Here is a 25021-nt window from a genome sequence, read left to right as displayed (position 1 = left end):
CGCCGTGGCTGAACTCCCTTGATCAAGAGGGAGTTCGGCCCGGCTTACCGGACATCGCCCATCCAGAGCCGCCGTCCCAGCTCGTCGAGGTCCGCCCGCCGCTCCTCGTACTCGGGCAGTGCGATCCGCAGCAGCCGCCAGAAGTCCTCCCCGTGCCCGGGCACCTTCACGTGGGCCAGTTCGTGGGCGATGACGTAGTCGATCAGATGCATGGGCAGCTGGAAGAGCGGCCACCCGAGACTCATCAGCCCCTGGGTGCCCGTCCCGGCCTGCGGCGGCCGGTACGAACCCCATCGGTCCCCCAGGTCCCGCACGTCGAGTTCCGGCTCGGTCACCCCCATGCGGGCCGCCCAGGGCTGAAGCCGCTGTCCCGTCCAGTTCCGGCCGGCCCGGCAGTACCAGTCGACCAGCGCCGCCCGACCCGCCCGGGGTTCCGCCGCCAGATCCGGACCCATGACGAGGCGCCCCGCGATCAGCCGGACTCCTCCGCCCGCCCCCTCCTCACCGGACACGGCCAGCCGGTACGTCCTCCCCAGATAACGGAAGACCTCTCCGTCGACGAGCTGTTTGACGGGGCTGAGCGGGCGTGTGCGCTCCCGCTCCCGCCGCTTGGTCACCAGCCAGTCCCGGTGTGCGCGGACGAACTGTTCCGCCTCGGCCGTCGAACGCCCGGCCGGGGTGTGCAGGGTGAGGGTCGCGTCGCTCTCGACGGTCAGCGCGAACCGCTTCCTTCGGGCGCTGGCACGCACCCGCAGAGACAGCCCCTCCACGGTGAGGAGGGCTTCGGGGGCGGGGTACGTCGAGGGGTCGGCCGGCGCGGTCACGCGCCTATTCTCCCCTCGCCCTGTTCCGGAACTGCCGGAGGTTGTCCTGCGCGAAGGACGCCAGGCGCTCGGCCGCGTTCTCCAACGCCGCCCAGTCCCCCTTCACAGGCCGGACATGGCCACTGAGCAGGACGTCCTGGAGGTCTCCGGCCAGCGCGCTGATGTCCTGGTGCTGCCCCTGGTACGACGCCCTGGCCATGGTCCGGGTGGCCATGGCGCACACCTTGTCCGTGAGCCGCCTGATGTCGCCGCCGTCGGCGAGGCTGATCCCGGGTGTGTCCTCCAGGATCTGCTCCACGAGCCGGTACGCCCGCTGTTCGAGCGGCGTGAGACCGGCGAGCTCCGGGGACTCCTCCTGTTCCTGCCTGGCCTCCTCGATCAGCGGGCCGAACTCCTCGATCTGCTCCTCGAAGCGCCCCGGCATCGTGCGCAGGATCTCTTCCAGGCGCTTGGAGAGCCGCTCGTACTTCGCGGGGTCCTCCCGCTTCGTCCGCTCCTCCAAGTGGAAGCGGAGCGCGTGGCCCATCTCCGCCGCCGCCTCCTGCGGCGGCAGCCGCCGCACGGCGTCGTCGAAGGTGAGGGCGGTGAGCGAGACCGGCGGGATGACCTGGTCGATCTCCGGCCCTTCGAGGTGGTCGGCGATCATCGCCCGGACCTTGCGTCCGTACCGGCGCAGGGTGAACGTGCCACCCTCGGCGTCCCGGCACAGTCGCCGCACCCGCTTCTGGAGCAGGCTCCAGCGCCGGGCGTCCGCCACGTAGTCCAGGGCGTCCTCGTGCGGAAGGACGCGTTCGAGGGTGGCGAGGAACTCGTGCAGCACTTCGTCGAAGTCGAACCGCAGGTCGTCGGGCTGCAGGGCGAGGGCCGCGGGCCCCAGCTTGGCGAGCTGGTCGAGTTGCGCGTCGTCGATGCCGTTGCGCCGCAGGAAGTCGCGGACCTTCCGGGCGGCGGGGCCGAGTTTTTCCACCTCGTAGGACAGATCGCGCATGGTGTCGGTGACGTCGGCGTTCCGGTACCCGGCGAGTGCGCTGGAGAGGTGCTCGAAGACGCCGTAGTAGTCGACGACGTAACCGACCTCCTTGCCGGGCGAGGTGCGGTTGACGCGCGCGACGGCCTGGAGCAGTTCGGCGTCCCGGATCGGCCGGTCCAGGTAGAGCACCTGTTCGCGCGGGGCGTCGAATCCCGTGAGCAGCATGGACTTCACGATCAGGAACGCGACGGGGCTGTCGGGGTGCACGGGGTCGGGCACCGAGGTGGGGAGCGGCTGCGGCCCGCTGTTCGCGGCATCGGACCACGGGGTGTCCATACCGCCGGCGGGACCGGTGGGAGGGGTCGGGGCCTGCGGTGGATTGAAGGGGGTCACCGCGACCCACTCGGGATCGGGCGCCAGCTCGGGGAACGCCTTCTGGAAGCGCTCGGTGTACGCCTCCTGGCGGCCGGCGTCGGTCCACTCCCGCCATTCCCCGCGCTTGTGCCCGGAACCCGGGGAGATGACGGGAACGAAGTCGATCCGCCGCAGCAGCGCCCGGAACCGGTAGGCCTGGTGGAGATAGCGCTGTCTGGCGGACAGCTTCTCCAGCGGGGTCCCCGTCACCGACTCCGGGTCGAACTCGGCCAACCGGTCCAGCAGTTCGTCACGGGCCTTGCGCAGGGCGTGGTGGTACCGCACGGCCGCCTTTCGGCTGACCGCCGCGACCTGTGCCTTGAAGCCGCCGGGAAGCACGGTGGTCACCCAGTGCTCCAGCATGTCCTCGGCCTTCGCCTCGATCATGGGAACGGACTCGGCGACGTCCCGTTCGGTGGGCCACCGCTTGAGGAGCGCGGCCCGCTCCTCGGGGGTGCGGTCCCGGACGAGGTCGTCGAACCCCTTGTCGAGGACCTCTCCGTCACGGACCTCGCCCTCCCCGGTCCGCCCCTCGTAGCGGATGCGGACGACGACGCCGTCGTGCTGGGCGTCCTCCATCCGGTACTCGTCGAGGAAGCCCCGCGGCGAGTCGCCCCGCCCGAAGATCCGGCGCGTGTCCTCCTCGCGCCCGGTGATGATCGGCGTACCCGTGAACCCGATCTTGGCGGCGTTCGGGATCGCCTTGCGCAGGGCGGCGTGCAGGACGCTGGTGTGGGAGCGGTGCGCCTCGTCGACGAGGACGAGGATGTCGGGCGAGGTGTTGCACTCGGGGAAGTCCGGTACGGGGCCGGGGCTTTCGTCCTCGCTCCGGCCCGTCTCCTCTCCCGTCAGATTCCGGTCGTCCGCGCTGCCTTCCGCGTCCCCGGCGAAGGTGAAGCCGGTCCCGTACTTCTGGATCATGCCGAAGACGACGCGCCGCCCGCCGTCGCGCAGCAGCCCCTCCATCTGTGTCCGGGTCTGCGCCGTCTCGACGTCGGACTCGCTGAGTTTCAGCGTCCGTGAGAGCTGGGTCTGCAACTGGGTGCGGTCGGTGACCACGACCACCGTGAACTCGCTGAGCCGAGGGTGCAGATGCACGCGCCGCACCAGGAACGTCATGGTCAGCGACTTGCCGGAGCCCTGCGTGTGCCAGATGACACCGCCGCGCTCGTCCTCGGTGTCCCGCCCGGCACGAGCCCGCCCGGTCAGCAGTCTGCGTACGGCCTTCTCGGCGGCCCGGTACTGCTGGTGCCGGGCGACGGCCTTCACGGTCCGCACGGCCCCGCCGTCCGCGTCCGACTCGACGGCCATCGGGATCACGTAGTGCCGTACGACGTTGAGCAGGGCGGCCGGCCGCAGGACCACACCGACGAGCTTCTGCTGCTCGCCGAGCGGCGCGGGCGCGGCCGGATCGGCGCCGTCGCCGTCGCCGTCCACGAGCAGCCCGGCGGTACGCAACTCCCGCCGCAGCGTGCCCTCCTCCTCTGGCTCGACGCTGCGCCACGGGTGGAAGTGCTCGGGCTCGGAGGTGACGGTGCCCAGGTGGGCGGTCTCGCCGGTCGCGGCGACGAGGAGCTGGACGGTCCGGAACAGTTCCGGCACACCGGCGGGGGCCGGGGTATCGGTGGCGTCGAGGTCCAGTACGGGGTTCCCGGCGTAGTGCCGGAGCTCGAGCACCGCACTGCGGACGGGCTCGGCGAGATCGGGGCTCTTGCACTCGACGGCGACGAGCGGGATGCCGTTCACGAAGAGGACGAGGTCGAGTATCGACAGCTCCCCGGAGCGGCTGCGCACGCGGAGCTGGTCGACGACGGTGAAGGTGTTGCGCGTGACGAGGTCCGGATGCCACTCGACGTACTGGACGGTGGCGGACGGACCACCGTGCGCGGCGGAGGGCGAGGGCAGCGTCCAGCCGTGCAGCAGCATGTCGGTGGCGGCGAGGTTCGCCTGCACGACACCCTTGCCGAGGGAGAGGGAGGCCAACTCGCCGACCGCCCGCCGGATGTCGTCCTCGCCCATCCAGGGCTGACCGTCACCGCCCCTAAGGTTGATCCGCCGCAGCGCGGGCCCGAGCTGGTCGACGAGCAGCGGCTCGGCCGCGTCGAGCATGTCCAGCTCCACGCCCGGGACGTACGTCCACCCCATGGCCTCCAACTGGGCCACCAGCGGCCGCTCCACCTCGTCCCGCTCGACGTGCACCACCACAGCCCGCGCCCCTCCGTACGTCCCGCCGTTCCCCGGAGATCCATTCTGGGCCCGGGCGGCGGGGTGAAGGGAAGGGATACGGGGAGAGGACAGGTCCGATCGTGCGAAGGTACGGGGGTTTCAAGCCAGTACACCCGCACGGTCGGCCACGAAGGCGGGCGGGTCAGGTGCCGGGGCCCTCTTCCGGGACTGGGTCGGGGCTCTTCTCGTCGCCGTGGGGCACGGGGAGACGCTCTCCCCTGCTGCGGGCGATGCGGTGCACGTCGTGGAGCGCCTCGGCCAAGCAAGCCGCAAGGTAACGGAGTTGGGGCGCGGTGGCCTTGGTGTCGCCCAGGAGGTCGACGGCGTGGCCGAGAAGGTCGTCGGCCATGCCGAGCTGGACGGCTTCGAGGTCGTCGGCGAGGCGGGCGAGACGGCCGGTACCGGTGTCGTCGGTGACGAGGTAGCAGGGGTTGCCGTCGAGGTTGGACCAGGGGAGGAGGCGGGGTCGGCCGGCCGTGGGGGCGGCGGTGTCGTGGCTCTTGTAGATCATGCGGCGGCCACCTCGTTCCCCCGGATCCGGCGCGAGCGGACATCGACACCGTGGATGTGCCGTGGCCCTACGTCGATGCCGTGCACAGCGAGCCAGAGGGTTCGGCGGCGGGCGCGCTGCTGCCTGGCCTGCGCGCGTCGTTCGTGGGCGAGGAGGTAGGGGCGGACGAGCCGGGAGTCCTCGCCGGGGAGGAGGGCCTCGTGCGGGGAGGGGCGACGGCCGGGTGCGACGGGGGCGGCCGGCGCGGGGGTGGGCCGGGCTGCTTCCCCGGCGCGGTGCCGGTTCCGGTGCCGATGGCGCCCGGAGGCGGGCCACAGGAGCCGCAGCAGCGGCTCAAGAAGGCAGGCGATACGGTGCAACACGTCTTCAACTCCAGTGCGGTTGAGGGCCATGCCCCCGGGCCGTCGGTAGCGGTCGCGGGGGTCTTCCGTGCCTGAGGGCAGGTCGACGTGCATGGACATCGCTGTGTAGCGATCCACTCACAGAGTGAGACGGGCCGGGCTAGGCTCGCCAGGGGGTCAGAGGTGACAAGGCATCTGTCACATGGGAGTTGACGATGAGCAACATCTATGGGGAGTGGTTGAAGGCGCAGCGCGAAGCGGCCGGGCTGACGCAGCAGGAACTGGCGACGGCCGCCGTCATGACGCGTTCGCACATCTCGCACATCGAGGCGGGCCGGCGCACCCCGTCCAAGGAGGACGCGAGACGCCTCGACAGGGCGCTGAACACGGGCGATGTGCTCAGCAGCTTCCTGCCGGACGACGACACCGCTGTCGCGGGATACTTCGAGTCGGCCCTTCAGCTCGAACAACAGGCAACGATGATCCGGGAGTTCGCTCTGTCTTTCATCCCCGGCATCCTCCAGACGGAAAGGTACGCACGTGCGGTTCTGAGCACGTCGTTCCCTCCGGTGGGTGAAGCGGAATGTGACAGGCTCGTTGTCACACGCCTTGAGCGGGCGAAGATCCTTGAGGACCCGGTGACACCCGTAGTGTGGGCGCTGCTTGACGAGGCTGTACTGCGGCGGGTGGTGGGCGGGCCGGAGGTCATGGCAGGACAACTCCGCCACATCGTGAAGCTGGTGGAATCAGGACGCGTACGCGTCCACGTGTTGCCCTTCGGACTGGGGGTCCACGCCCTCATGCAGAGCATGCTCACCCTGCTCAAGTTCGAGGATCAGCCGCCGGTGGCGTACTCCGAAGGTATCCAGGTGGGCAAGATTCACGACTCCCCCGCCATGGTCGACCGCCTTGAAGGCACCTACGATCTCGCGCTAGGCGACGCAATGCCGCTCAAGGAGTCACTGACCCTGATGAGGGCGACAGCAAAGGACTACGAACACCGTGAATGAACCCACCATCCCCAACGCCTCCTCCCTGCACGGCTGGCGCAAGTCGACGTACAGCGGCAACGAAGGCGGCAGCTGCATCGAGATCCTGGACGGCTACCCGACCGGCGTCCCGGTCCGCGACTCCAAGGCGGCCCCTCAGGGGCCCGCGTTGGTCTTCCCGTCAACCGTCTGGACATCGTTCGTCGCAACGGTCAAGGACGGAAGCTTCCCAGCTTGACTCCGCCTCAAATGGCTGGCCCCCGCCATCTGGGGCGGGGGCGAGTCACCTCAAAATTCTGCCGCCCACCGGGTCCGTCAACCTGCCGGAAAGCAAGTCATCCACCAGCCCCTGCCTGAGACGCCGCAGCTTGCTAAGCTCACCAGATTCTCGGCTGACCTGTTCATCAAATGCTTTGAGCGTGGCTACAGCCTCCCGCTGCTTGGGCAGATCCGGGAGGGGAATGGTAACAGATTTGAGTTCACTCTGCGGAATCTGAAATTGCCCGCTTGTGCCGCGAAAACGGGCCACTACCTGTCGTCGCACGAAGGGCGCAGACAATACAGCTCCGAGGAAATTCAAATCTAGCACCCCAAACTTAGGCACTAGGCGCATGACCAAATCAGACAGGAGCAAACGAGGTGATGGTTTATCAACGACAACCGCTGACCCGACAAGACTTGCAGAACCGTTGACCCGGACCATGAGGAGGTCTCCAGACGTAATCTCCAGCTGCCGGCGAGGTTTCACAGAAGTAGGCAATTTCTTGACCTGCGCGGAATCAAATCTCCCAGAGGTAACCGCTCCGAGCCGGATCACTCCCCATTCTCCAGGGGCGGGTGCTGCCTCGGGTCCGGCCGACGCAACACCGACTTCGATCCGCTCCAAGACATTGCCCAATGACGAAAAGGATTCGGCAGAAGTACCATGACCTTCCGCGCTCTGCCCTGCCAGCGAGAGGGAAGCCAGCTCCACCAACACCCCCTGCCGCACACTGCGCAGCTTAGCGATGGTGGCCTCAATGCCACGCTCCAGTGCGGTGGAACTTTCGATCACCTCAACGATCCGCCGCTGCGCAGCCACCGGAATCAAGGGGAACAACAGCGCCCCGAACCGGTCGCCCCCCAGATGAGCAATGCTGGTCGTCTTTTTGGCGATCGCCGCGAAGACCCCGGTTGCTAGCCAGCGCTCGAAAACCAACTGGGCATACGCAGGAAGAACATCAACACCCGGCCGGAAGCGGATCAAAGTGTTCTGGAAGCAGAACTTTCCTTCCATTCCGTCGTAAATCGCGCTACGCCCAACGAGTTCCAGGCTCTGCCCCTCGTTTAGCAGAATGTCACCGGGCTTGAGCCCATACGCCTCACGCTCCGCACTAGTGAACCCCATCGTGTTCACATCCGCGTAGTCAATCCGCCCCAGATGAACATTCGCCACGCGCAGATACGGAAACTGCCCAGGTGCATCCCGGGCTGTTGGCGAGAGCTGCTTCCCCATGCGGACGTCACCAACGTTCCGAACTTCGGTCCACTGGATTTCGGCGCTATCCCACATAACCTAGCTCCTTCAGGAACCCATCCAGCTCTCCGGCCGCCCGCTCCCGCCCCGCCCGAATCTCCCTCAATGAAACGGCGTACTTCTGCTCCCACGTCTCATAGGAAGCCGCCAGCTCCCGCTGCCACCGCACCACATGCCCGTCCAGCTTCGCCGCCAGGTCGTCCCGCAGCAGGTCCAGCACCACCCGGCGCTCCCCCTCCGCGTCCAGTTTCTCCCGCGCCCGGAACAACCGTGGCGGCTCCTCCCCTAGCGTGGGCGAGTCGCTCGGGTACGGATACCGGTGGAAGTCCGCCTCAAGGCGCTTGATGTCCGCGCCCGCCTTCGTGCGTGCCTTCTTCACCCGCGCCAGCTCAGCCGTCAGCTCAGCCAACTCCTCCACGCTCAGAGCAACTTCCTCCGAGTCGGCCTCACCGTCGGCCGGCTCCCCGTCGCCCTCCGCTTCCTCCCCGCCCCCCGAAAGCCGCGCACTCAGCTCCTTGAACCGCGCGTCCGCCTCCGCCTTGCGCGCGTCCGCCTCCGCCAGCTCCTCCAGGAACCGCGGAGCGATCGCGGCGACCACCTTGTGGTCGTACGCCTGACGTCGCTCCGCTGCCGTCCTCGTCCGCAGCTTCTTCGTCCGCGCGTCCTGTTCGGGCGAGAGCATCGTGTCGACGTTCTCGACCCACCCGTCGACAACGCCCCCGAACCCGTTCTCCGACAGTGCGAGCAGGTCGTACTTGGCGTCGTACCACCAGCCCGCGACCGCCCCCGCCAGCGCATACCGGTCCAGCAGCCCGACCCGGCCCAGCCGTTCCCCGAACGACTCCATCAGCTGCCCCCGCACCGCCATCAAAGCGGCCTTGCGCTCGGAGGAGGTGGACGAGGCGAGTGCTTCGGGGGTGGCCGCCACCGCCTCCAGCCGCAGGGCGGCCTCCTCCTCCCACCACTTGCCGAACTCCACCCGCAACGCCTCCTCCCGGGGCCGGGCCAGCTCGCCCAGCTCGGGACGGCCACCCGCCGCCTCGTCCCGGAAGTCGACGTACGCCGGGTCCGTCGGCTCCCGCTCCACGAACAGATCGGTCACCCCGATCCCGTACGAGTCGAGCAGCGGCTTCTTCGCCTCGATCTCCGCGCGCGGCATCCCGCCCACCAGGTGCGCCCGCACGTCCTGCGGCTCGGGCGGCGGCGTGTTGTCAACGTACCGGCGGATGTTGAGGTTGTCGTCGTTGGTGGCAAGTTCCTCACGGGTGACGATCCGCGAGAAGCCGGGTACCTCCTCGTACGCGTGGAACGTCGAGACGATCTTCTCGGCGTGCTCGGGCAGCAGGATATTCTGCGCCCGCTCCGCGTGGAACTCGCGGTCGGCGTTGATGAACAGCACCTTGCCCTCCCGCGCCCGGTCCTTCCGGCCCGGCGGGCGGAGCACCAGGATGCAGGCCGGGATGCCGGTGCCATAGAAGAGGTTCGGGGCGAGGCCGATGACCGCCTCGATGGCGTCCTTCTCCAGCAGCTCCGTGCGAATGGCCTGTTCACCGCCGCCACGGAACAGCACCCCGTGCGGCATGACCGTGATCACCATGCCGCCGCGGGGGCTCTCCCGCTTGGCCTCCCACAGCATGTGCTGGAGGAACATCAGGTCGGCCTTGCCGCGCTCACTCGTCGCCCCGTACTTGGCACGCTCGGCCGGGTGCGCCAGGTCCGCGAGGGTGTAGTCCAGGGAGAACGGCGGGTTGCTGAGCACCCCGTCGAACCGGTCTTCGTCCGAGCGCGGAACGTGCGCCGGCTGCGAGAGCGTGTCCCCGGTGGCCAGGTCGAAGCGGCGCACCCCGTGCAGGACCATGTTCATCGTCGACATGATCCAGGAGCCGGAGTTGGCGTCCTGTCCGGCGAAGAACATCGACGACGTGTCGCCGCCGTGCTCCTCCACGTACTCCGCCGCGTGGATGAGCATGCCGCCCGAGCCGACGCACGGGTCGTAGATCCTCATGTCCTCGGTGGGGGCGAGGAGCTCGACCATCATGCGGACCACGGCGCGCGGGGTGTAGAACTCGCCGCCCTTGCGTCCGGCCGTGTCCGCGAACTCCTTGATCAGGTACTCGTACGCGGCACCGATCAGGTCCGGGAACTCGAAGTCCTCCGTGCGCAGCCGGATCCGCCCGAAGTGCGCGATGAGGAGCTTCAGGCGCTGGTCGGCGAGCTTGGCCGCGCCGGACGCGGCGCCCGATCCGCCGATGCGGTTGAAGTCCAGGTGGTCGAAGAGGCCCTTGAGCTTGCTGTTCTGCCCCTCAAGCGCTTGGAGGGCGGGACGCAGGGTCATCTCGTTGATGTTGTGGGTGGCGGCGGAGACCTCGGCCCAACGCGCCTCCTCCGGCACGTACAGCACATCGCGCTTGCGGTAGGCGCCCGGCCCCTCCAGGTAGCCGGGCAGGTCCTCGTCGCTGAGCTTCAGCTCCTCGACCGCGTACTGCCGGAGCCTGTCCCTGGCCGCCTCGAACTCGTCGTTGGCCCGCTTCAGGAAGAGCAGTCCGAAGATGTAGTCCTTGTACTCGGAGGCGTCCATCGTGCCGCGCAGGATGTCCGCGGCGGCCCACAGATGCCGTTCCAGCTGGGCGAGCGTGAGCTTGGCCACGTACGACTCCCTACGACCCGACCTGAGATGACGGAGAGACCCTATGACCCCGCCGGGGCCATACCGAAATCAGCGCGTGATCATGGCCGAGAGGGGTCAGTAGCTGTCGATGTGCAGCGCCTTCTCCACGAACTCGTGCACGTCCGTGTAAGGGTCCCTGTCCCACTTGCCCACATGCGCCGCGTGCTGGCCGTTCATCCGCTCGGCGTTCTTCCGGGCCGTCTTGTAGCGGCCCAGGACCTGGTGCGGCAGGACTACCTTGGGGGTCTTGGCGTCCTGGGAGCCCCGCTGGAACGGGAGCCGGTCGGCCGCCCCTCCGCACACCCCGGCGAACGAGCCGCTGACCGGCTTGTAGTGCGCGAGGCGCCACACCTCGAAGCACGGGTGCGAGAAGGCGACGCCGATGCCCGCCGCCTTCGCCTCGTCCAGTGCGTCGCGGACGTACGCGTAGTTGTCGTGGTCGAAGAGGCACCAGACCTGGGGCAGGTACTTCTCCTCCAGCTTGGCCCGCTTCGCCTTGCGGTCCTCTTCGCGCTTCAGCCTGATCGCCTGCTCGACGAGGTCGAGTGGCTTGCGCCCGCTGTCCGCTCTGCGGTTGGCGATGTGCATCTCCACCGGGATCTCGTCGGCGAGTGGGACGCCCTGGTCCTTGAGGATGTCTAAGTACGAGGGCTCCGTCACCTTGCCCTCGGTGAAGACGAAGACCTGACGCTTGCGCTGCCCGCCCCGTCGGGCCGGACGCTCCCACGAGTCCCTGCCCTTCTGCCCCCGCCCCATCAGTCGCGCCCCGCCTCGTCCGCTCGCTCGCCTGTCCCGTCGTACGTGCCGGCCTCACGCGCCACCAGCAGCCGCCGCGCGATCTGCCCCTCCAGGAGGGCCGGAACCCCGCCGAAGGTCCCCGCGAGATAGGACTGCGTGAGGTCCTCGTCGTCGCCCGGCTCCGCGTCGGTGAGCGGATACAGCTCGGTCGCCCCGTCCTTGTCCTTCTCCGTCAGCCACACCTGCGCCGGGTCGAGGAGCCGCTCGCCGCTCGGGGTGGTGAGCACGGTCGCGTCGTGCGACGTGAAGACCAGCTGGGCACCCTTGGGGTTCGCGTACGGGTCGTGGAAGAGCCGGACGACCTCGGCCGCGAAACGGGAGTGCAGGCTGGCGTCGAGTTCGTCGACGAGCAGGACCGCGCCCTCGTCGAGGGCGAGGAGGAGAGGGCCGAGGAGGGCGAACCAGGACCGGGTGCCGTAGGACTCCTCCTGCCAGTCGAAGGGCACGTCCCCGGCAGCCGAGTGGTGGGTCAGTTTCACCGTGTCCCGGCCCGGGCCGTCCTTGACGACCGTCGCTCCGGTGATGCCGAGGTCGGCGACCCTCAACAGCTCCTGGATCCTGGTGGCCCTGGGACCGGACAGTTCCTTCGTGGTGTACCGCGCGCGCTCGTCGCGCTCGACCTCCGGACTGATCATCCAGAAGTTGCGGCGGAACCAGTGGAACAGCGGGGAGAGCTGCGGATGGTTGTCCGTGCCGGCCGTGGAGAGCAGCAGGGCGTTGGGCCGCGTACGCCGTACGAGCTGGGCCCGGTCCCTGACCCGTGCGCCGGGCCACTTGAAGACGTCCGGCCGGGAGGCGTCGCGGTCGAGCCATTCCTGACGGCGGCCGTGCGGGTAGCTGTGCAGCCATTCGGACTCGACACGGGTGGCTCCGAGTTCGAAGCCGTACGTCCAGCGGACCGCGTCGATGACGACGTCGACCTCGAAGAAGGAGGGTTCGCTCTCGCTCTTGGGGTCCAGGGAGAAGACCTGGCGCGGGATTCCGTCGTAAGAGGCCCATTGCGCGTAGGAGTTGAGGACCGCGTTACGCATGTCCGTCATCGCGCTCAGGACGTTCGACTTACCGGAGGCGTTGGCCCCGAAGATGCCGATCAGCGGGAGTACGGAGAGGGATCCGCCGCCCGCGAGATCCACCGGGTTCGCCGATCCGCCCTGTTCGTCGCCCGGCGCGACGAAGGACAGCTCCTGCTCGTCACGCAGGGACCGCACGTTCGCGACGCGGAATCTCAGTAGCAAGCCGTCCTCCTCTCCGCGCTCAGGGTAGTCGTGGCCTCCGGTAACGGCCTGACGGGGAAGCCTGTGACCCCGGAGAACATATCGTCCACCGGATCGCCTCCGCAGCCGATCGAGTGATCAACATTTTGTAGACATCGGAAGGACGACCACCCGGAGTGGGTCGAGGCGATCTGTTGACTTGCTCTCTCTCCCGAGGGAGGGAGATTCTGGCCTGCTCGCCCGGTGCTGTGCCGCTACGCGGCACGGGCGTCGGGCGGGCTTCCACGGCTTCCTGTTTCTTCGCGCCGTGCCGGGATCGCTCCCGGTCTTACCGGCGCTCCGCAGGCCGATACCGCCAGTCCGGCGGCCGTCTTCACGTTGATCGCGGCATTGTGGTCCCGGTCGTGGAGCGTGCCGCAGGCGCGACAGGTCCACTCCCGCACGTGCAGGGGTTTGGGCCCGTCGCGGTGCCCGCAGGCGGAGCACGTCTGGCTGGTGGGCTCGAACCGTCCCACCCTCACAAAGATGCGGCCGTACCGCTCCGCTTTGTATTCCAGCATGCCGATGAACGAGGACCATCCGGCGTCGTGCACCGACTTGGCCAGCCTGGTGCGGGCCAGTCCCGCCACCGACAGGTCCTCCACGGCGATCCCTTGGTTCTCGGAGATCAGCCTGGTGGAGAGCCGGTGGTGGAACTCGCGGCGCGCGTCGGCGACCCCGGCATGGGCGCGGGCGACCTTCAGGCGGGCCTTGGCCCGGTTCCTGCTTCCCCTCTGCTTGCGGGACAGCTCCCGCTGGGCCTTCTTCAGCTTCTTCTCCGCGCGGCGCAAAAAGCGCGGGGAGTCGATCGCCGTGCCGTCGGACAGCACGGCGAAGTGGGTCAGGCCGAGATCGATGCCGATGGTGCGGTCGGTGTCGGGCATCCGGGCCGCATCGGCGGCGGGGTCGGTGTCGATGACGAAGGAGGCGAAGTACCTTCCGGCCGCGTCCTTGATGACGGTGACGGAGGTGGGGGTGGTGGGCAGCGTGCGGGACCACTTCACCTTCACCGCACCGATCTTCGGCAGGTCCAGCCGACCGCCATCAGTGATCTTCCAGCGGGCGTTGGCGGTGAACCGGATCGACTGCCGGGCGTCCTTGCGGGACTTGAAGCGCGGCGGGCCGATCCTGGGGCCCTTGCGGGTGCCGTTGAGGGAGGCGAAGAAGTTGCGGTACGCCCTCTCGGCGTCCCGCAGGGACTGCTGCAGCACCACCGCGGAGACCTCACCCAGCCAGGACCGTTCCGCTGTCCGCTTGGCCTCGGTGATCAGCTTCCGGGACAGCTCGGCCGCCTTCGGGAACGGCTGCCCGGCCCCACGGGCGTCCTCGCGGGCACGCACCACATCGTTGAACACGACGCGGGCGCACCCGAACGCCTTCGCCAACGCGGCGCGCTGACCGGGCTGCGGGTACAACCTGAAGGCGTACCGAAGCTGCATACGAGGAGCGTACGAACGATCCACACCGGATGTCGCCGGGAACATCCGTTCCCCGCCTCACCCTCGGTGACCGCACTGCCGTTCGGCCGTGGCCAGGAGCCGCCAGCCGAGCCGTTCGTACAGGGCAGCCGCCGCGGTGTCGGAGGCCACCACGTCGAGCACCGGGTGCAGGCCGCGGTCCTTCGCCTCCGTGACGGCCCGCGCCATCAGCAGCGCGCCGATCCCGTGGCCGCGAGCCCACGGGGCGACGAACAGCCGGCTGACCACGGCGGTGGCGCCCGTCCCCGTACGAGCGCTCCACAGCCCGGGGGCCGCGTCTCCCGCGGCGCTCCGGGACAGGACGACATGACCGGCGACCCGGCCGTGCAGTTCCGCCACCCACGAGGCGACGAGCGAGGGCGTCGTCAGCCACGCCTCCGGGAGGCCGGGCCAGTTCACCGGATAACCGTCGTGTTCGTGAACCTCCCTCAGCACCCTTGCGCAGTCACCGAGGTCACGATCGATCCGCTGCTGGGTGCTCAGGGGCCAGGTGGTCGGGGACACGTCCGTGCCGGGCGCGCTCTCGCTCTTCACCGCTGCAGGGAAAAACGGCCCGACCGTCCGCGACCAGCGCATTCCTCGACAGACGGCTTCCTCCACGGGCTCCGGCCCCGCCCCGTCCGGCGTCCGCTCACCCCGCCTCAGGCCTTCGGCTGGGTGAAGCGGAGGTGGTTGCCGAAGGGGTCGCGCAGGCCGCAGTCGATTCCGTACGGGCGCTCGGTGGGTTCCTGGGTGAACTCCACGCCCTTCTCCAGCAGCCTCTCGTAGGTCTTGCGGCAGTCGTCGGTGGTGAGGATGAACCAGCCGCCCATGGCCCCCTTGGTCACCAGGTCGCGCACCTGCTCCGCCGTCTCCTCCGACATCGCCGGAGCGCCTGGCTTCTCCAGCAGGATCTGCCGCTCGGGGTGGCCGGGGACGCCGACGGTCAGCCAGCGCATGAAGCCCATGTCGATGTCCGCGGTGACCTCCAGACCGAGCTTGCCGACGTAGAAGTCGAGGGCCTCGTCCTGGTCGAGGACGTACATCTGTGAGTGTGTGATGGCGTTGAACATGACGCTCACGCTATCCAGTCGGCGGGGAGAAAACTTATCCGAAACTGCTCGGTTTCCGGGCGCCGGACGCCTGCCGGAAGGTCAGGCACTCGGCCGGGTCCACGCCATCGTGAAGCACGTCGGCACGCTCGCGGCCGTCGCCTCCTTGCGGTACGTGCGCGGTGACCGGCCGACGATGTCGCGGAACGTGCGGCTGAAGGTACCCGGGCTGTTGAAGCCGACCTCGAAGCCGATGGCCGTCACGCTGCGGTCGGTCTCCCGCAGCAGGAACATCGCCCGTTCCACCCGGCGGCGCTGGAGGTAGCGGTGCGGTGTCTCGCCGAACGTGGCCCGGAAGGTCCGCGTGAAGTGCGCCGGTGACACATGCGCGATGCGCGCCAGGGCGGGGACGTCCATCGGCTGGGCGTAGTCGCGGTCCATCGCGTCCCGCGCCCGGAGCATGCGGCGATTGGTCTCTTCGGTGGCACGGCTCACTCCGCCATCCCATCACGGCCCACCGCATCCGGGGCGACCGCGCACTGGTCTCCAGGCCCCTGCCGGTGCTCCAGGGCGGTTCCGTGATCCACCCGGCGAGCTGTGGCTGAGCACCACAATCGGCTGGTGGGTGTCCGGGGACGCCGGGTGGACCTGGTGCTGTCGCGATCAGCTGACGGCCGGGAGCTGTTGAGCGAAGCGGCGGACCGCGTCGGTGAAGGCATCCGGATCGTCGAAGTTCGCGAGATGCCTTGCCCGCGGGATCAACTCGACGCGAGCGTGGGGATGCGCGCGGGCGAAGTCCGCCTCGCCGGACCGGAAGACGACGTCCTTCTCGCCATTCAGGATGAGGACCGGAGACTTCACATGACGCATCGCATCCGCGTCGAAACGTCCGAGCACCTCGCCCCAGGCTGCCGGCAGGGCATGGAAGGCGTAACCGGAACGGATGGTCGCCTCCACCACCTCCGGCGGATAGAGCCGCCGCAGCAACCGGTCGTTCCACCGGGCCAGCCGATCCGCCGGTATACGGGGGACCAGTCCGGCGACCCACCGGTACGGCACTGTGCCGAGGCCGCGGGTGGAGGCGCTGGCTCCCGCGAGGATCAGCCCGCGCAGTCGTTCCGGACGGCACCGCGCGAACTCCAGCGCGGCGTATCCGCCGAGCGAGTGCCCGACGACCAGAGCCGGTCCGCGGCCGAGCGAGTCGACCGCGGAAGCGATGATCTCCGTCGCGGTGCCCAGGCTCCACGGCTGAGCCGAGCGCTCCCCGTGACCGGGCAGGTCGACGGCGACCACCGGGAATTCGTCCCGGAGTGCGGCAAGCTGCACGCTCCACTGTCCCGCGCTGAAGCGCGTCCCGTGGACGAAGACCATGGGCACTGCATCTGCTGCCGTCATCGATCTCCCAAAGTCCTTTCTGACAGCCTCGATCGAGACCGCCCGCTTTGCCGGGTCGGGCTGGAAGGGCGAGACAGGAGTACCCCCTGGCATGGCCGGCCCCACCCCCGTAGCTCCGGATCGGATCCGGCGCCCCTGGTCGCACGACCGATGGGCAGGACCTAGTCGACGCCGGGTGCGGTGCTCTTCCTGCTCCGCGCATCAGCGACGGCGTACGGCAGTCCGGGAAGGAGCAGCACCGGGGCCACCCACAGCGGCAAGGTGAACAGCACCCCGTCGCCGCCCAGCCACCGGGAGAGCAGCACTGCGGCCGAGCCGGCGACAAGGGCGACCGTCAGGCTCCTGCCGAGCCCCAGGCTGCCGCGCCGCAGCTCCCAGGCGACCGTGACCGCTGCGACGACGGCCCAGAAGGCGACATCGTCGACGCTCACGACCCGTTCGGTGGTCCACCGGACCAGACTCGTGGCCAGGATCAGCGAACCGATCACGACGCAGACCATCGCCGCCGTGCGCAGCAGCCGGTGGGTGAACGGAGCGCGGGCCCGCGCCCAGGAAGCGGCGAACTTCTTGACGTCGTCGCCCACGACGTCCTGAGGTGTGCGGCCCGCGGCCACCGCGTCCTCTAAATGAGCGGAGAGCTCGTCGAGCATCTCCCGGACGGATGTGTCGTCGAGGCCCCGGTACTCCCAGTTGCTGCGGCAGACCGCGAGTATCTGCTGGTTGGTCATGGTGCGCTGGTCCGTCATGGTGTGCTTCCCCCCGTGGGTTCGGTGGCGGTCAGGATCCGCCCCACACGCCCGCTGAAGGCGTGCCACACGGCCCGGCCGCTCGCCAGTTCGGCACGTCCCGCTTCGGTCAGGCGGTAGTACTTGCGTGGGGCGCCCCCGCTGGCCGACGGGGCGCGGTACGAGGAGATGAGTTCCTCCCGCTCCAGTCGGGCGAGCAGCGGGTAGATGCTGCCCTCACTCACGAGATCGAGCCCGTTGTCGGCGAGTGCCGCCACGAACTCGAAGCCGTAGCGCGGTCGTTCGGCGATCAGCGACAGCAGGCACAGGTCGAGCACTCCGCGCAGCAGCTGACTGCGACGCTGGTCACCGGTAGCGGGCAGCCCCTTTGTCATGCGGTACAAGATAGTCAGCCATTGCCATGCGCCGCAAGATACTTGCGGCGCATGGCAATGAGCGACTCCGACGGTGCAGGTACCCGCAACAGGTCTGACTCCAGCATGATCGGCCGGAGGAGTCCTACTTGATCGGCACCTTGGTCCGGGACGGCCGGGCGCGGAGCACGGAGGGGCGGGAGAGGACGGTGACGGCGGCGGACAGGCCGGCCAGGACGGTGATCGTGGTGCCGGGGTCGAGGTGCAGGGCGACGCCGCCGGCGAGTGCGGCTCCGATGCCCTGCCAGGTCATCCGACCGGCGGACTCCACGCCCTGGACCTGGCCGCGGACCGGCTCCGGGGTCAGCGCGAGGAGCTGTTCCTGGAGCGGCAGGGTGGCGGCGAACCCCGCACTGGCCACGAACACCGCGGCCGCCGCCACCGCCAGGGGCGGGTGGGCGGCGAACAGCAGGTACGGCACGGCGAGCAGCAGCCGCAGGGCGAACGCGCAGCGGCGTCGCCGGTCGGCGGTGAGCAGTCGCCCGACCGTCAGGTCTCCGAGGAGCATGCCGGCCGAGCCTGCGGCCAGGAGGACGCCGGCCTGCTCCGGGTCGTAGGAGAGGAACAGCGCCTCGCAGCCGACGATCAGGCCGTTGGGCACCCACAGGTTCAGCAGCAGGGCACGTCTGCCGGGGTGGGAGAAGAGTTCGACGTTGGTCGTCCAGGTCCGGCGCAGTCCGGAGCGGGGGTGAGGGCCGGGACGGCCCGGATCGGCCGGGCGGCGGGTCGAGTGCTCCCGGACGGTCGTCGCCACGGCGACCAGCCCGAGTCCGGTCAGGGCGGCGGCGACGGCGAAGACCGCGTGCGGGCTCAGGTGGCGGAGCAGGAGGGCGCCGACGGCGAACCCGAGAACGGCCGTGCCGCCCGAGGTGATGTTCATCAGCGACCGCGCGAGCACGTACGCGGAGGCCGGTACGACTTCGGCGAGCAGCCCCATCCGCGCCCCGGCGCCGAGGGACTGGAAGAACCCCAGGACCAGGAGGAGCCCGAACCGGGCGGCCAGGGGCAGCCCCGGAACCGCCTGCGCCGCGACGCCCGCCAGGGAGACGCACTGGAGCGCGACAAGGGTCCGGCGAGGACGTTTCCCGTCCGCGACCGACATCAGTGTCAGTGCGCCGAGCACCGTGGCGAACGTGGCGCCGTACATGCTCATGGCCGTCAGGAACGGGGACCCGGTCCGGTCGTCGACCAGTGTGCCGAGTGCGAAGCCGGACAGGGTGCTCGCGGCGACCGCCAGCGTGAAGCTGACGTACAGGCCGGTGAACTCACGGTTGCGGAGCAGGGCACGGTAGCCGGGGGTGGGGGTCGCAGTGGAGGGGGACGGGGATGCGGACGTGCTGTCGGAAGGCATGAAAAAAGCCTCCGGACGCGCCCACTGAGGGGACACCGGAGGCCAATTCGCCTATTTTAACAGGGGGTTCGGTCGGCGGCCGTTCAGTCCAGGTGGGTCGGGGCGAACATGCGCAGGACGGCCGGGAGGACGACCACCGACGGGCCCGGGGTCGACAGGGCCTGGGTCAGGTCGTGTTCCAGGGTTTCGGGGGTGGTGCGTACGGCCGGGACGGCGAAGGACTCGGCGAGGGCGACGTAGTCCGGGCGGGTCAGCTCGGTGGCCGTGGGCTCGCCGAAGGTGTCGGTCATGTACTCGCGCAGGATGCCGTAGCCGCCGTCGTCGACGATCAGCCAGGTGACGTCGAGGTCGTACTGGCGGGCGGTGGCCAGTTCGGCGATGGAGTACAGGGCGCCGCCGTCACCGGAGACCGCCAGGACCGGACGGGTGGGGTCGGCGACCGCGGCCCCGAGGGCGGCCGGGAAGCCGTAGCCGAGGCCGCCGGCGCCCTGGGCGGAGTGCAGGTGGTTGGGGCCCTGGGCGTCGAAGGCGGACCAGGCCCAGTAGGCCAGGATCGTCATGTCCCAGAAGGAGGGCGAGGTGGCGGGCAGGGCTCGGCGGACGGCCGTCAACACCTGCTGCTCCAAGGCCAGTTCCTGAGCGTCGATGCGGTCGGTGACCTTCGACAGCAGGGTGCGGACGCGTTCCGGGGCCGTGCTGTCCTCGCGCGGCTCCGCCGTCTCCAGCAGGGCCTGGAGGGCGAGGCGGGCGTCCGCGTGGATGCCGAGCGCCGGGTGGTTGGACTCCAGCTTGCCGAGGTCGGCCTCGATCTGGACGATCCGGCCGCGCGGTGTGAACGTGTGGTAGTTGGAGGAGAGTTCGCCCAGTCCGGAGCCCACGACCAGGAGGACGTCGGCGTCCTCCAGGAAGTCCGTCGTGTGGCGGTCCTCCAGCCAGGACTGGAGGGACAGCGGGTGGGTCCAGGGGAAGGCGCCCTTGCCGCCGGGGGTGGTGACCACGGGTGCCTGGATCAGCTCGGCGAGCTGCCGCAGCTTGCCGGAGGCGTCCGCGCGGACCACTCCCCCGCCCGCGATGATCGCCGGGCGGGTGGCGGTGGACAGCAGGTGGGCGGCCACCGCGGTCAGTTCGGGGCGCGGGGGCAGTTCGTCGGGGGTGGCGTCCATGGCCGTCACCTGCGGCAGGGTGGTCTGGGCGAGCAGGACGTCCTGCGGGATCTCCACCCACACCGGACCGTGCGGCACCGTCAGGGCCGACTTCCAGGCCTCAGTGATCGCCGACGGGATCTGGGACGCGGTCCGCACCGTGTGGACGGACTTGACCACACCCCGGAACGAGGCCGACTGGTCGGGCAGTTCGTGCAGGTAGCCGTGGCGGCCGCCGCCCAGCCCGGCCGTCGGGATCTGGCTGCTGATCGCCAGGACGGGGGCGGAGGCGGCCGCCGCCTCCTGGAGCGCGGGCAGCGAGGTCAGCGCGCCCGGGCCGGTCGAGAGCAGCAGGGGCGCCGCCTCGCCGGTGATCCGGCCGTACGCGTCCGCCGCGAAACCGGCGTTGTTCTCCACCCGCAGGCCGACGTACCTCAGGTCGGAGCGGCGCAGGGCGTCGAACATGCCGAGGGCGTGCTGGCCGGGCAGGCCGAAGACGGTGGTCGCGCCGAGCCCGGCCAGGGTCTCCACGACCAGGTCGCCGCCGTTGCGGCCGGGGGGAGGGTTGAGCGCGGCCTCCGTCTGGGCCGGCGTCGGGCGCAGCACCAGGTCGTGGTCGTGGGTCACTTGGCCGTGCCCTCCTTGTCGGCGTTGTCGGTGTTGCTGGCGTTGCCGGTGATGTCGGCGCGCGCCGCGGCGATCTGGCGGGACATGATCGTGGTCAGCTCGTACGCCGTGTGGGAGGCGGCGATCGAGGTGATCTCGGCGTGGTCGTAGGCGGGGGCCACCTCGACGAGGTCCGCCGAGACCAGGTTGCAGGAGGCCAGTCCGCGCAGGATCTCCAGGAGTTCGCGGGAGGTCAGCCCGCCGGCCTCGGGGGTGCCGGTGCCGGGGGCGTGGGCCGGGTCCAGGCAGTCGATGTCGATGGAGATGTACAGCGGGCGGTCGCCGATGCGCTGGCGCAGCTGGTCGGCGACCTCGTCGGCGCCCCGGCGGTAGACGTCCGCGGAGGTGACGATGCCGAAGCCCATCTTCTCGTCGTCGGTGAGGTCCTGCTTGCCGTAGAGCGGGCCGCGGATGCCGACGTGGGAGAGGGCGGAGGTGTCGAGGATGCCCTCCTCCACGGCCCGGCGGAAGGGGGTGCCGTGGGTGTACTCGGCGCCGAAGTAGGTGTCCCAGGTGTCCAGGTGGGCGTCGAAGTGGAGCAGGGCGACCGGGCCGTGCTTCTTGGCGACCGAGCGGAGCAGCGGCAGGGCGATGGTGTGGTCGCCGCCCAGGGTCATCAGGCGGGCGCCGGTGCCGAGGAGGTCGTCGGCGGCGGCCTCGACGGTCTCCACGGCCTCGTTGATGTTGAACGGGTTGACGGCGATGTCGCCGCCGTCCGCGACCTGGGCGAGGGCGAAGGGGGAGGCGTCCTGCGCGGGGTTGTAGGGGCGCAGCAGCCGGGACGCCTCGCGGATGGCGTTGCCGCCGAAGCGGGCGCCCGGCCGGTAGGAGACGCCCGAGTCGAACGGCACGCCCACCACGGCGACGTCGGTGCGGCCGACCTCGTCCAGGCGGGGCAGCCGGGCGAAGGTCGCGGGGCCCGCGTACCGGGGGACGCGGGAGGAGTCGACGGGCCCGCGGGGCGTCTCGTTGCTGCTCATGGGGACTGCCTTCTTTCCTGCGTTTCGTCGCGTATGTTCCTGCCTGCCCTGTGACTCTACTGGGCGACAGTGGCCTCTTCGGACACGGGTTCGGGGGTGCGGCCGGCCAGGCGTTCCCGCCAGGCGGCGAGGACGGCCTCGTCGGTGGGCTTGGTCGCCAGGGAGACGACGACGTAGACCGCGAGCGAGGACAACAGGCCGTAGAGGATGGGCTCGTTGGCCAGGATGCCGTAGGTCGCCATCAGGCCGATGACCGCGAGACCGCCGACGGTGACGGAGGCGAGGGCGCCCTGCGCGGTGCCGCGCTTCCACAGCAGTCCGCCGAGGATGGACACCAGGAGGCCGCCGACGAGCAGGTTGTACGCCACGGTGAGCGCCTCGACGACGTTGTTCAGCGCGATCGCCGTGCCGATCACGGCGAGGCCCATGAGGAGGATGAAGACGCGGTTGCCCCTGACCTCGTCGCGGTCGGTGCCCGGGGCCGAGGTGAGTCCGCGCAGTCGCGCCCAGATGTCGTTGTTGGCGACGGTGGCGCAGGCGATCAGCGCGCCGGAGGAGGTCGACATCACGGCGGCGAGCGCGGCGGCCAGCACCAGTCCGCGCACTCCCATGGGGAGTTCGTTCTTGACGATGGTGGCGAAGGCGTCGTCGGCGCTGCCGAGGTCGGGGTAGAGCACCTTGGCCGCGGTGCCGATGACGGCGCCGGCGAGGGCGTAGGCGAGGCAGTAGGTGCCGGCCACGGTGCCGCCCCACTTGGCGGTGCTGTCGCTGCGGGCGGTGAACACGCGCTGCCAGATGTCCTGGCCGATCAGCATGCCGAACGTGTAGATCAGCACGTAGGTGAAGATGGTCTCGCCGCCGATGCCCAGCGGGTCGAAGTACCCGGTGGGCAGCTGCGCCTTCATCTCGCTGAAGCCGCCGGCCTTGACCACCGCGATCGGCAGCAGCAGGAGCAGCACGCCGATCGTCTTGACGACGAACTGCACCATGTCGGTCAGGGTGATCGACCACATGCCGCCGAGCGTCGAGTAGGCGACCACGACGGAACCGCCGAGGATGATCGCGAGGGTGCGGTTCATGTCGAACAGGACGTCGAAGATCGTGGCGTAGGCGATGGTCGAGGTGACCGCGAGCATCAGGGTGTACGCCCACATGACGACGCCGGAGATGATGCCGGCCCGGCCGCCGTAGCGCAGGTCGAGCATCTCGGAGACGGTGTAGACCTTCAGGCGGGCGATGCGGGCGGAGAAGAAGACGGAGAGCGCCAGCAGGCCGAGGCCGATGGCGAAGACCATCCAGGCTCCGGAGAGGCCGTGCTTGTAGCCGAGGCCCACGCCTCCGATGGTGGAGGCGCCGCCGAGGACGATGGCGGCCATGGTGCCCGAGTACATGGCGGGGCCCAGGCGGCGGCCCGCCACCAGGAACTCGCTCTTGGACTTGGCACGGCGCATGCCCCACCAGCCCATGGCCAGCATGGCGGCCATGTAGAAGACGATGACCAGGTAGTCGACGGCCATGTCGGCCTCCTTCGCGCACTGTCGTCGGGGTGTCGTCGGGGTGTCGTGCAGCTGGAAGTTGTCCGGTGGCTCGTCGCGGGGTGCGGCGGGGGTCCGCGTACTGCGTCGCGAAGAGGTCCGCCCGCACCCGAGGGCTGCCGGTCGGACCTGACACTAGGTGGCCGGAAAGCGACTGCGAAGTGTACGTTTCATCCATTGAGAGCGAACGGGATGGAGGAAACGTCCACCATGTCGGATCCCATGGTCCCGCCCACGCCCCCGGTGCCCCTGGACGCCCTCCTGGCGCGGGAGGATCTGGGGCTGCGCCGGGTCGCCGGGCCGTCGGGCCCGGACATCGTCGTGCACTGGGTGCACACCTCGGAGATGGCGGACCCGTACCCGTACCTGCTGGGCGGGGAGCTGCTGCTGTCGGCGGGCGTGCACATCCCGGACGGGGCGGGCCCGGGGTACTTCGACGCGTACGCCTCCCGGATCGTGGCGGCGGGCGGGGTGGCCCTGGGCTTCGGTCTGGCGCCGGTGCACGACACGGTGCCGGAGGCGCTGGCCGCCGCCTGCGAGCTCCACGGGCTGCCGCTGCTGGAGGTGCCGCCGCGGACCACGTTCTCCGGGGTGGCCCGCGCGGTGTGGCAGCTGATGGCGCAGGCCCGGCTGGCGGAGCTGCGCCGGGTGACGGAGGCCCACCAGAGCCTCGCGTCCGCCGCCGCCCGCCCGAACCCGGTGCCGGCCGTGCTGCACCAGCTCTCCCGCCGGCTGGGCGGCCGGGCCGTGCTGTTCGGCCCGGAGGGCACGGAACTCGCCACGGCGGGCCGTGACCCGGGTGCGGAGAGCGGGGCGGCGCTGGCGCGGCTGGCCCGGGTGGTACGGCCGGCGGGTACCGGCCACCGGCCGGCCCCGGCACCCGGCGACGGCCCCGGCCGTCCCGCGCCCGCCTCCGCCGCCGACACGCTCGCCGGGGTCCGGCTGACCGCGTACGCGCTCGGTGCCGGTCACGGGTTCGTGCTCGGCGTCGCGGCTCCGCGCTCGGACTCCGGGGACCACGCCATCGCGTCGGTGGCCGCCGTCCTGCTCGCCCTGCTCACCGGTGAGCAGCAGAGCGGCACCGGCGCGGCCCGCTCCGCCGCGCTCGTGCGGCTGCTGCTGGGGGGCGAGCCGGAGGAGGTGGCGCCGCTGCTCGGCGGGGAGCGGTGGCGGGTCGTGCACGCGCGGCCGGACGCGCGGGGCCCGGACACACCGGCCTCGAACGCGCAGACCCCGAACGCGCAGGCCCCCGACGCCCTGGCGGCCTCCGCGCTCGGTGCCGCGCTCGGGTCGGCGCTGGTGGATCCGGCGGGCGGGGTCGTGCGGGTGCTCGTCCCCGCCGGGCGGGAGCCCCAGGCGCCGCCCGGCTGGACCCTGGGGGTCAGTGCCGCCGTCGCCCCGCAGGACTGGCCCGCGGCCGACACCCAGGCGGCCCGCGCCCTGGCCCGGGCCCGCGCCACCCGGGTGCCGCTCGTCGTGCACGGCACCCGCCCCGCGCTGGACGACCTGGTCGCCCCGGCGGACGCGGACGCCCACGCCCGTCTGCTGCTCGCCCCCGTCGAAGGCTCCCCCGCCCTCGTGGACACCCTGCGCACCTGGCTCTCCCTGCACGGCAGTTGGGACCGCACCGCGGTGGCCCTGGCCGTGCACCGCAACACCGTGCGGCAGCGGATCGCACGGTGCGCGGCCCTGCTGGAGACGGACCTGGACGACCCGGACGTACGCATGGAGCTGTGGTTCGCCCTGCGCCGCACCTGAGTACCCGGCACCACCG

The 25021-nt window shown here is 70.2% G+C and carries 22 protein-coding genes; 3 read left to right on the top strand and 19 right to left on the bottom strand.

Going from position 1 to position 25021, the window contains the following annotated elements; all coding sequences use genetic code 11:
* Positions 1–44: 44 nt before the first annotated feature.
* From ACTWJ9_RS21615 to ACTWJ9_RS21600, 4 genes are all read right to left on the bottom strand, one after another.
* Positions 45–824, bottom strand: a complete 780-nt coding sequence (locus tag ACTWJ9_RS21615) for a M48 family metallopeptidase (protein WP_443294634.1) — start codon at positions 822–824, stop codon at positions 45–47.
* Between the two features lie 4 nt (positions 825–828).
* Entirely contained in the window at positions 829–4413 is a 3585-nt protein-coding gene (locus ACTWJ9_RS21610; protein WP_443294633.1) for a type I restriction endonuclease subunit R, read from the bottom strand.
* A 163-nt stretch (positions 4414–4576) separates the two neighbouring features.
* Positions 4577–4945, bottom strand: coding sequence for a hypothetical protein (locus tag ACTWJ9_RS21605; protein ID WP_443294632.1), 369 nt, complete (start codon positions 4943–4945; stop codon positions 4577–4579).
* Positions 4942–5307 (bottom strand): hypothetical protein, encoded by a 366-nt coding sequence (locus ACTWJ9_RS21600; RefSeq protein WP_443294631.1) that lies wholly within the window; start codon positions 5305–5307, stop codon positions 4942–4944. The genes ACTWJ9_RS21605 and ACTWJ9_RS21600 overlap by 4 nt, the downstream gene beginning before the upstream one ends.
* Before the next feature lie 194 nt (positions 5308–5501).
* Here ACTWJ9_RS21600 and ACTWJ9_RS21595 point away from each other — a divergent pair, with 194 nt between their 5' ends.
* Positions 5502–6296: a helix-turn-helix domain-containing protein gene (locus ACTWJ9_RS21595; protein WP_443294630.1), complete on the top strand. Its 795-nt coding sequence runs from the start codon at positions 5502–5504 to the stop codon at positions 6294–6296.
* Positions 6289–6513 carry a DUF397 domain-containing protein gene (locus ACTWJ9_RS21590; RefSeq protein WP_443294629.1) on the top strand — a complete coding sequence of 75 codons (225 nt, stop codon included), beginning with the start codon at positions 6289–6291 and terminating at the stop codon, positions 6511–6513. The genes ACTWJ9_RS21595 and ACTWJ9_RS21590 overlap by 8 nt, the downstream gene beginning before the upstream one ends.
* Before the next feature lie 45 nt (positions 6514–6558).
* Here ACTWJ9_RS21590 and ACTWJ9_RS21585 read toward each other — a convergent pair whose 3' ends face one another.
* From ACTWJ9_RS21585 to ACTWJ9_RS21515, 15 genes are all read right to left on the bottom strand, one after another.
* Positions 6559–7827, bottom strand: a complete 1269-nt coding sequence (locus tag ACTWJ9_RS21585; RefSeq protein WP_443294628.1) for a restriction endonuclease subunit S — start codon at positions 7825–7827, stop codon at positions 6559–6561.
* Positions 7817–10438 carry an N-6 DNA methylase gene (locus ACTWJ9_RS21580; RefSeq protein ID WP_443294627.1) on the bottom strand — a complete coding sequence of 874 codons (2622 nt, stop codon included), beginning with the start codon at positions 10436–10438 and terminating at the stop codon, positions 7817–7819. The genes ACTWJ9_RS21585 and ACTWJ9_RS21580 overlap by 11 nt, the downstream gene beginning before the upstream one ends.
* 96 nt (positions 10439–10534) lie before the next feature.
* Positions 10535–11215 carry an RloB family protein gene (locus ACTWJ9_RS21575; RefSeq protein ID WP_443294626.1) on the bottom strand — a complete coding sequence of 227 codons (681 nt, stop codon included), beginning with the start codon at positions 11213–11215 and terminating at the stop codon, positions 10535–10537.
* On the bottom strand, positions 11215–12492 hold the full coding sequence (locus tag ACTWJ9_RS21570) for an AAA family ATPase (RefSeq protein ID WP_443294625.1): 1278 nt from the start codon (positions 12490–12492) through the stop codon (positions 11215–11217). The genes ACTWJ9_RS21575 and ACTWJ9_RS21570 overlap by 1 nt, the downstream gene beginning before the upstream one ends.
* Positions 12493–12725: 233 nt before the next feature.
* The gene (locus ACTWJ9_RS21565) at positions 12726–13949 is read right to left on the bottom strand and encodes an RNA-guided endonuclease InsQ/TnpB family protein (protein WP_443294624.1); all 1224 of its coding nucleotides are present in this window, start codon (positions 13947–13949) and stop codon (positions 12726–12728) included.
* Between the two features lie 57 nt (positions 13950–14006).
* Complete coding sequence (locus ACTWJ9_RS21560) at positions 14007–14522, bottom strand: GNAT family N-acetyltransferase (protein ID WP_443294623.1); 516 nt, start codon at positions 14520–14522, stop codon at positions 14007–14009.
* Between the two features lie 107 nt (positions 14523–14629).
* Positions 14630–15040, bottom strand: a complete 411-nt coding sequence (locus ACTWJ9_RS21555) for a VOC family protein (RefSeq protein ID WP_443294622.1) — start codon at positions 15038–15040, stop codon at positions 14630–14632.
* A gap of 81 nt (positions 15041–15121) precedes the next feature.
* Positions 15122–15514 carry a helix-turn-helix domain-containing protein gene (locus ACTWJ9_RS21550; protein WP_388702437.1) on the bottom strand — a complete coding sequence of 131 codons (393 nt, stop codon included), beginning with the start codon at positions 15512–15514 and terminating at the stop codon, positions 15122–15124.
* A gap of 168 nt (positions 15515–15682) precedes the next feature.
* Positions 15683–16414 carry an alpha/beta fold hydrolase gene (locus ACTWJ9_RS21545; RefSeq protein WP_388702436.1) on the bottom strand — a complete coding sequence of 244 codons (732 nt, stop codon included), beginning with the start codon at positions 16412–16414 and terminating at the stop codon, positions 15683–15685.
* Between the two features lie 161 nt (positions 16415–16575).
* Positions 16576–17160, bottom strand: a complete 585-nt coding sequence (locus ACTWJ9_RS21540) for a hypothetical protein (RefSeq protein WP_387034668.1) — start codon at positions 17158–17160, stop codon at positions 16576–16578.
* A complete protein-coding gene (locus tag ACTWJ9_RS21535) occupies positions 17157–17534 on the bottom strand; it encodes a PadR family transcriptional regulator (RefSeq protein ID WP_387034670.1) in 378 nt (125 codons plus the stop codon). The genes ACTWJ9_RS21540 and ACTWJ9_RS21535 overlap by 4 nt, the downstream gene beginning before the upstream one ends.
* Before the next feature lie 124 nt (positions 17535–17658).
* On the bottom strand, positions 17659–18924 hold the full coding sequence (locus ACTWJ9_RS21530) for an MFS transporter (protein ID WP_387034672.1): 1266 nt from the start codon (positions 18922–18924) through the stop codon (positions 17659–17661).
* A gap of 83 nt (positions 18925–19007) precedes the next feature.
* Positions 19008–20693 carry a thiamine pyrophosphate-binding protein gene (locus ACTWJ9_RS21525; RefSeq protein WP_443294621.1) on the bottom strand — a complete coding sequence of 562 codons (1686 nt, stop codon included), beginning with the start codon at positions 20691–20693 and terminating at the stop codon, positions 19008–19010.
* Positions 20690–21712, bottom strand: a complete 1023-nt coding sequence (gene speB, locus ACTWJ9_RS21520; RefSeq protein WP_443294620.1) for an agmatinase — start codon at positions 21710–21712, stop codon at positions 20690–20692. Before speB ends, ACTWJ9_RS21525 begins: the two co-directional genes overlap by 4 nt.
* 56 nt (positions 21713–21768) lie before the next feature.
* On the bottom strand, positions 21769–23229 hold the full coding sequence (locus ACTWJ9_RS21515; RefSeq protein ID WP_443294619.1) for a sodium:solute symporter: 1461 nt from the start codon (positions 23227–23229) through the stop codon (positions 21769–21771).
* Between the two features lie 228 nt (positions 23230–23457).
* On the opposite strand from ACTWJ9_RS21515, the gene ACTWJ9_RS21510 reads away from it, so the two are divergent.
* Positions 23458–25005, top strand: a complete 1548-nt coding sequence (locus ACTWJ9_RS21510) for a PucR family transcriptional regulator ligand-binding domain-containing protein (RefSeq protein WP_443294618.1) — start codon at positions 23458–23460, stop codon at positions 25003–25005.
* Positions 25006–25021 lie beyond the last annotated feature (16 nt).

Source organism: Streptomyces sp. GDS52 (genome assembly GCF_052246875.1).
GTDB classification, from domain to species: Bacteria; Actinomycetota; Actinomycetes; order Streptomycetales; family Streptomycetaceae; genus Streptomyces; species Streptomyces cathayae.
The sequence above is the reverse complement of the archived record's forward strand: the minus strand, read 5'-3'. Positions and strand labels throughout refer to the sequence as shown.

Coding starts and splice junctions, on each gene's coding strand:
- ACTWJ9_RS21605 (WP_443294632.1), bottom strand. CDS start 4,945: ATGATCTACAAGAGCCACGACACCGCCGCCCCCACGGCCGGCCGACCC.
- ACTWJ9_RS21595 (WP_443294630.1), top strand. CDS start 5,502: ATGAGCAACATCTATGGGGAGTGGTTGAAGGCGCAGCGCGAAGCGGCC.
- ACTWJ9_RS21585 (WP_443294628.1), bottom strand. CDS start 7,827: ATGTGGGATAGCGCCGAAATCCAGTGGACCGAAGTTCGGAACGTTGGT.
- ACTWJ9_RS21575 (WP_443294626.1), bottom strand. CDS start 11,215: ATGGGGCGGGGGCAGAAGGGCAGGGACTCGTGGGAGCGTCCGGCCCGA.
- ACTWJ9_RS21565 (WP_443294624.1), bottom strand. CDS start 13,949: ATGCAGCTTCGGTACGCCTTCAGGTTGTACCCGCAGCCCGGTCAGCGC.
- ACTWJ9_RS21555 (WP_443294622.1), bottom strand. CDS start 15,040: ATGTTCAACGCCATCACACACTCACAGATGTACGTCCTCGACCAGGAC.
- ACTWJ9_RS21545 (WP_388702436.1), bottom strand. CDS start 16,414: ATGACGGCAGCAGATGCAGTGCCCATGGTCTTCGTCCACGGGACGCGC.
- ACTWJ9_RS21540 (WP_387034668.1), bottom strand. CDS start 17,160: ATGACGGACCAGCGCACCATGACCAACCAGCAGATACTCGCGGTCTGC.
- ACTWJ9_RS21535 (WP_387034670.1), bottom strand. CDS start 17,534: ATGACAAAGGGGCTGCCCGCTACCGGTGACCAGCGTCGCAGTCAGCTG.
- ACTWJ9_RS21530 (WP_387034672.1), bottom strand. CDS start 18,924: ATGCCTTCCGACAGCACGTCCGCATCCCCGTCCCCCTCCACTGCGACC.
- speB (WP_443294620.1), bottom strand. CDS start 21,712: ATGAGCAGCAACGAGACGCCCCGCGGGCCCGTCGACTCCTCCCGCGTC.
- ACTWJ9_RS21515 (WP_443294619.1), bottom strand. CDS start 23,229: ATGGCCGTCGACTACCTGGTCATCGTCTTCTACATGGCCGCCATGCTG.
- ACTWJ9_RS21510 (WP_443294618.1), top strand. CDS start 23,458: ATGTCGGATCCCATGGTCCCGCCCACGCCCCCGGTGCCCCTGGACGCC.